Here is a 6,000-nt window from a genome sequence, read left to right as displayed (position 1 = left end):
ACGCCCTCGCCGTCCTCGGCGATGACGAGGCCGCCGTACGGGGAGACGGTGATGTTGTCGGGGCCGTCGAAGGCGCCGTCCTCGGAGGGGTCCGGCCCGTCCCGTCCCCAGGGGCGCTGCCCCTTCGACCCCGGTTCCTGGGGGCTGCGCCCCAGGCCCCCCATCGGCCCGAAGGGCCTCGTCCTCAAACGCCGGACGGGCTGAACAAACCGGCACCCACCGTCACTCGTCCCCGCACCGCTCCCCCTTCTCGGCCTTCTCCACCAGCAGGGCCGGCGGTGTGAAGCGGTCGCCGTAGCGGGCGGCGAGTTCGCGGGCGCGGGCGACGAAGCCCGGCAGTCCGCCCTCGTAGCCGTTGATGTACTGCAGGACGCCGCCCGTCCAGCCCGGGAAGCCGATGCCGAAGATGGAGCCGATGTTGGCGTCGGCGACCGAGGTCAGTACTCCCTCCTCCAGGAGCTTGACCGTGTCGAGGGCCTCGGAGAAGAGCATGCGTTCCTGCATGTCCCGGAAGGGGATCTCCGAGCCCGGGCGGGTGAAGTGTTCCCGCAGGCCCGGCCAGAGGGCGACCCGCTTGCCGTCGTCGCCGTAGTCGTAGAAGCCGCCGCCCCCGCTGCGGCCGGTGCGCCCGAACTCGTCGACCATGCGGTCGATGACCGCCTCGGCGGGGTGGGCCGTCCAGGTGCCGCCCGACTCCTCCACCGCCTGCCTGGTCTCCTTGCGGATCTTGCGCGGGAGCGTCAGCGTCAGTTCGTCCATCAGGGAGAGGACCTTCGCCGGGTAGCCCGCCTGCGCCGCCGCCTGTTCGATCGACGCTGGCTCGATGCCCTCACCGACCATCGCCACGCCCTCGTTGAGGAAGTGGCCGATCACGCGGGAGGTGAAGAAGCCGCGGGAGTCGTTCACGACGATCGGTGTCTTCTTGATCTGGCGGACCAGGTCGAAGGCCCGGGCCAGCGCCTCCTCGCCCGTCCTCTCGCCCTTGATGATCTCGACCAGGGGCATCTTGTCGACCGGTGAGAAGAAGTGCAGGCCGATGAAGTCGCTCTGGCGCTCCACGCCCTCGGCCAGCGCGGTGATCGGCAGGGTCGAGGTGTTGGAGCACAGCAGTGCGTCCGGCTCGACGATGTGCTGGATCTCCTGGAAGACCTTGTGCTTGAGCGCCGTGTCCTCGAAGACCGCCTCGATGACCGCGTCGCAGCCGGCCAGGTCCTGGGGGTCGGCCGTCGGGGTGATGCGGGCCAGCAGCGCGTCCGCCTTCTCCTGCGTCGTACGGCCCCGGGAGACCGCCTTCGCGCAGAGCTTCTCCGAGTAGGCCCTGCCCTTGGCCGCCGCCTGCGCGGACACGTCCTTCAGGACCACGTCGATGCCCGCGCGGGCGCACGAGTACGCGATGCCCGCGCCCATCATCCCGGCGCCGAGCACGGCCACCTTGCGGACCTGGCGAGGCCGCACGCCCTTGGGGCGGTTCGCGCCGGAGTTCACCGCCTGGAGGTCGAAGAAGAACGCCTGGATCATGTTCTTCGAGGTCTGGCCGGCGGCCAGCTCGACGAAGTAGCGCGCCTCGATGACCTGCGCGGTCTCGAAGTCGACCTGGGCGCCTTCGACCGCGGCCGCGAGGATGTTGCGCGGGGCCGGGTAGGGCGCGCCGTTGGTCTGCTTGCGCAGGCTCGCCGGGAACGCGGGCAGGTTCGCCGCGAACTTCGGGTTGGCGGGCGTGCCGCCGGGGATGCGGTAGCCCGGCTTGTCCCAGGGCTGCTGGGACTCGGGGTTGGCCTCGATGAACGCGCGGGCCTTGGCGAGGAGTTCGTCCTGTGTGGTGGCCACGTCGTCGACGAGGCCGTTCTGGAGGGCGCGCTGCGGGGCGTACTGCGTGCCCTGGAGCAGCACCTTCAGGAGGGCGTCCGCGATGCCGAGGAGTCGGACGGTGCGGACCACGCCGCCGCCGCCCGGGAGCAGGCCGAGCGTGACCTCGGGGCAGCCGATCTTGGAGCCGGGCGCGTCGAGGGCGATGCGGTGGTGGCAGGCCAGGGCGATCTCGTAACCGCCGCCCAGGGCAGCTCCGTTGATGGCGGCGACGACGGGCTTGCCGAGGGTCTCGATGCGGCGGAGGTTGCGCTTGATCGCGAGGCCGCCGTCGAAGAGGTCCTGGGCGGTCTCAGGGGTGACCCGGATGAGGTCGCGCAGGTCGCCGCCGGCGAAGAAGGTCTTCTTGGCGGAGGTGATGATGACACCGCGGATGGTGTCCTTCTCGGCCTCCAGGCGGTCGGTGATCACCGCGAGGGAGTCGCGGAACGCCTGGTTCATGGTGTTGGCGGACTGGTTCGGGTCGTCGATGACGAGGGTGACGACGCCGGTGCGGTCCTGTTCCCAGCGGATGGTCGTGGACTGAGTGCTCATGTGGAAGTGCTCCGTGTGATCCGTCGTATCCGTGGGAGGGGGTCAGATGCGCTCGACGATGGTGGCGATGCCCATGCCGCCGCCCACACAGAGCGTCGCGAGGCCGTACCGCTTGTCCTGGCGCTCCAGTTCGTCGATCAGGCTGCCCAGGATCATGGCACCGGTCGCGCCGAGCGGGTGGCCCAGCGCGATCGCGCCGCCGTTGACGTTGACCTTGTCCAGGGAGAGGCCCATGTCCCGCACGAAGCGCAGGACGACCGCCGCGAAGGCCTCGTTGATCTCGACGAGGTCGATGTCGTCGATGGTCAGGCCGGCCTTGGCGAGGGCCTTGCGGGTGGCCGGCGCGGGGCCGGTGAGCATGATGGTGGGCTCGGAGCCGGAGACGGCGGCGGAGACGATCCGCGCCCGCGGGGTCAGGCCGTAGCGCTCGCCGACCTCCCTGGACCCGATCGCGACCAGCGACGCGCCGTCCACGATGCCGGAGGAGTTGCCCGCGTGGTGGACGTGGTCGATCTTCTCGACCCAGTGGTACTTCTGCAGGGCCACGGCGTCGAAGCCGCCCAGGTCGCCGATGTCCGCGAAGGACGGCTTGAGCTTGCCCAGGGAGTCCGCGGTGGTGCCGGGGCGCAGGTGTTCGTCGTGGTCGAGGACGGTCAGGCCGGCGCGGTCCTTCACGGGGACGACGGAGCGGTCGAAGCGGCCCTCCTTCCAGGCCGTCGCGGCGCGCTCCTGCGACAGGGCCGCGTACTCGTCGACGTCACGCCGCGAGAACCCCTCGATCGTGGCGATCAGGTCGGCGCCGATGCCCTGCGGCACGAAGTTGACGGCCAGGTTGGTCATCGGGTCGTTGAACCAGGCACCGCCGTCGGAGGCCATCGGCACCCGGGACATCGACTCGACACCGCCCGCGAGAACCAGGTCCTCCCAGCCCGAACGCACCTTGGCGGCGGCCATGTTGACGGCCTCCAGGCCCGAGGCACAGAAGCGGTTCTCCTGCACGCCCGCGACCGTGTCCGGGAGGCCCGCGGCGATCGCGGCGATCCGGGCGATGTCGGAGCCCTGGTCGCCTACCGGGCCGACGACGCCGAGCACGATGTCGTCGACCGCCGCCGGGTCCAGGTCCGGGAAGCGGGCCCGGATCTCGTGGATGAGTCCCACGACCAGGTCGATGGGCTTGGTGCCGTGCAGGGAGCCGTTCGCCTTGCCGCGGCCGCGCGGGGTGCGGATCGCGTCGTACACGTACGCTTCGGTGCTCACGGGGAAGCCTTTCAAATGAGGGTCAGCTCAGCAGGGAACGGCCGATGATCTCTTTCATGATCTCGGTCGTGCCGCCGTAGATGGTCTGGATCCGGCCGTCGGTGAAGGCCCGCGCGACCGGGTACTCGCTCATGTAGCCGTAGCCGCCGTGCAGTTGCAGGCAGCGGTCGGCGACCCGCTTCTGGAGCTCGGTCGCCCACCACTTGGCCATGGAGGCGTGGACGGCGTCCAGTCCCCCGTCACAGTGGTCCTCGACGCAGCGGTCGACGAACGTCCGGGTGACGGCGCACTCCGTGGCCATCTCGGCTATCTCGAACCGGATGTGCTGCTTGGTGGCGAGCGGCCGGCCGAAGGCCTCGCGCTCCTTGACGTAGTCGGTGGTGATCTCCAGGAGGTGTTCGGCGGCGGCGATCGCGGAGACGGCGATGCTCAGGCGTTCCTGGGCGAGGTTGGTCATCAGGTGGCCGAAGGCGCCGTCGCGCTCGCCGAGGAGGTTCTCCTTGGGCACGCGTACGTCGTGGAAGAACAGCTCGGCCGTGTCCTGGGCCTTCTGACCGATCTTGTCGAGGTTGCGGCCGCGCTCGAAGCCGGCCGTGCTGCGCTCGACGACCAGCAGTGACAGTCCGCGGGCCCCGCCCTCGGGTGTGGTCTTCGCGACGACGATCACCAGATCGGCGATGATCCCGTTGGAGATGAACGTCTTGGAGCCGTGCAGCAGCCAGTGGTCGCCCCGGTCCTCCGCGTGCGTGCGGATGCCCTGGAGGTCGGAGCCCGCGCCGGGTTCGGTCATGGCGATGGCGGTGACGAGCGAGCCGTCGCAGAAGCCGGGCAGCCAGCGGCGCTTCTGCTCCTCGGTGGCGAGGCCGGTGAGGTAGGGGCCGATGACGTCGTTGTGCAGGCCCAGGGCGAGTCCGGGAGCGCCCGCGCGCGTGAACTCCTCGGCGAGCACGGTGGCGTAGCGGAAGTCCGTCGTGCCGCCGCCCCCGAACTCCTCGGGCACGGCGAGCCCGAGCAGGCCCTGCTTGCCGGCCGCCCGCCAGGCCTCGCGGGAGACGATGCCGTCCTTCTCCCACTGCGCGTAGTGCGGCAGCACCTCCCTGGCCAGGAAGGCGCGCACGGTCTCGCGGAACGTGTCGTGCTCGGGGGCGAAGAGCTGCCGCTTCATTCGGGGCCTTTCCGGAGTTCCTGGTCCTTCACGAGGTCCGGTACGTCCCACTCGCGTGCCACGTCCGCGGTGTCGGCGCCGTCCCGGGCGGGCCCCGTGCGGACGGCCGTGGGGGTCGCGGAGAAGCGGGGCGCGGGCGCGGGCTGGGTGATGCCGCCGTGGTCGGTGAAGGTGCCGCGGGCGGCGAGGTGCGGGTGGTGCGGGGCCTCGCGCAGTGACAGGACGGGCGCCACGCACGCGTCGGTGCCCTCGAAGACGGCCGCCCACTCGTCTCTCGTACGGCTGCGGAAGCGGGCCGCTACCGCCTCGCGCAGATCGCCCCAGCGGGTCCAGTCCTTGCGGGCGTCCGCGAAGTCCGGGACGCCCAGCAGGTCGAGGAAGAGATCGTAGAACTGCGGCTCCAGCGCGCCCACCGCCATGTACTTGCCGTCGGCGGTCTCGTAGGTGCCGTAGTACGGGCAGCCGCCGTCGAGGAGGTTGGCGCCGCGCCGGTCCTGCCAGCCGCCGGCCGCGGTCATGCCGTGCAGCATCGCGGCGAGGTGGGAGGTGCCGTCGACGATGGCCGCGTCGACGACCTGGCCGGTGCCGGTCGCGCGCGCGTGGTGCAGGGCGGCGAGGACACCGACGACGAGGTAGAGGGAGCCGCCCGCGTAGTCGCCGAGGAGATTGGCGGGGACGGCGGGCGGACGGCCCGGTTCGCCGATCAGGCCGAGGGTGCCGGTGAGGGCGATGTACGCGATGTCGTGCCCGGCGCGCTGGGCCAGCGGCCCCTCCTGGCCCCAGCCGGTCATCCGGCCGTAGACGAGGGCCGGGTTACGGGCGTGGCAGTCCTCGGGGCCGACGCCGAGGCGCTCGGCGACGCCGGGGCGGTTGCCCTCGATGAGGATGTCGGCGCGGGCGGCGAGATCGAGCACGCGCGCGGCGCCTTCGGGGGCCTTGAGGTCGACGACCACCGAGCGCTTGTTGCGGTTGGTGATGTCGAAGTCGGGGTCGATCGAGAGGGCGGCGCCGCCGGGGCGGGAGACGCGGACGACGTCGGCTCCCAGGTCGGCGAGGAGCATGGCGGCGAACGGGCCCGGCCCGATCCCGGCGAGCTCCACCGCGCGCACGCCGGTGAGCGGGCCGTGCCCGGGCGTCGTTGCCGTTGTCATCCAGCCCCCATTGGCGTGACACAACTG

General features: G+C 71.3%; 4 protein-coding genes and 1 pseudogene. All 5 read right to left on the bottom strand.

Annotation, left to right across the window (positions count from 1 at the left end; genetic code table 11):
• Positions 1-95 (bottom strand): annotated as a pseudogene (locus ABZT02_RS33075) (alkaline phosphatase PhoX); the annotation flags it as partial.
• A gap of 127 nt (positions 96-222) precedes the next feature.
• Positions 223-2,400, bottom strand: coding sequence for a 3-hydroxyacyl-CoA dehydrogenase NAD-binding domain-containing protein (locus ABZT02_RS33070; RefSeq protein WP_356024114.1), 2,178 nt, complete (start codon positions 2,398-2,400; stop codon positions 223-225).
• A gap of 42 nt (positions 2,401-2,442) precedes the next feature.
• Positions 2,443-3,657, bottom strand: coding sequence for an acetyl-CoA C-acetyltransferase (locus ABZT02_RS33065; protein WP_356024110.1), 1,215 nt, complete (start codon positions 3,655-3,657; stop codon positions 2,443-2,445).
• 22 nt (positions 3,658-3,679) lie between these two features.
• Positions 3,680-4,822 (bottom strand): acyl-CoA dehydrogenase family protein, encoded by a 1,143-nt coding sequence (locus ABZT02_RS33060; RefSeq protein WP_356024108.1) that lies wholly within the window; start codon positions 4,820-4,822, stop codon positions 3,680-3,682.
• The gene (locus ABZT02_RS33055) at positions 4,819-5,973 is read right to left on the bottom strand and encodes a CaiB/BaiF CoA-transferase family protein (protein ID WP_356024105.1); all 1,155 of its coding nucleotides are present in this window, start codon (positions 5,971-5,973) and stop codon (positions 4,819-4,821) included. Before ABZT02_RS33055 ends, ABZT02_RS33060 begins: the two co-directional genes overlap by 4 nt.
• Between the last annotated feature and the right edge of the window lie 27 nt (positions 5,974-6,000).

Origin of the sequence: Streptomyces sp. NPDC005402 (assembly GCF_040606575.1) — a bacterium.
Taxonomy (GTDB): Bacteria; Actinomycetota; Actinomycetes; order Streptomycetales; family Streptomycetaceae; genus Streptomyces.
This window is presented reverse-complemented; position numbering and strand designations above follow the sequence as displayed.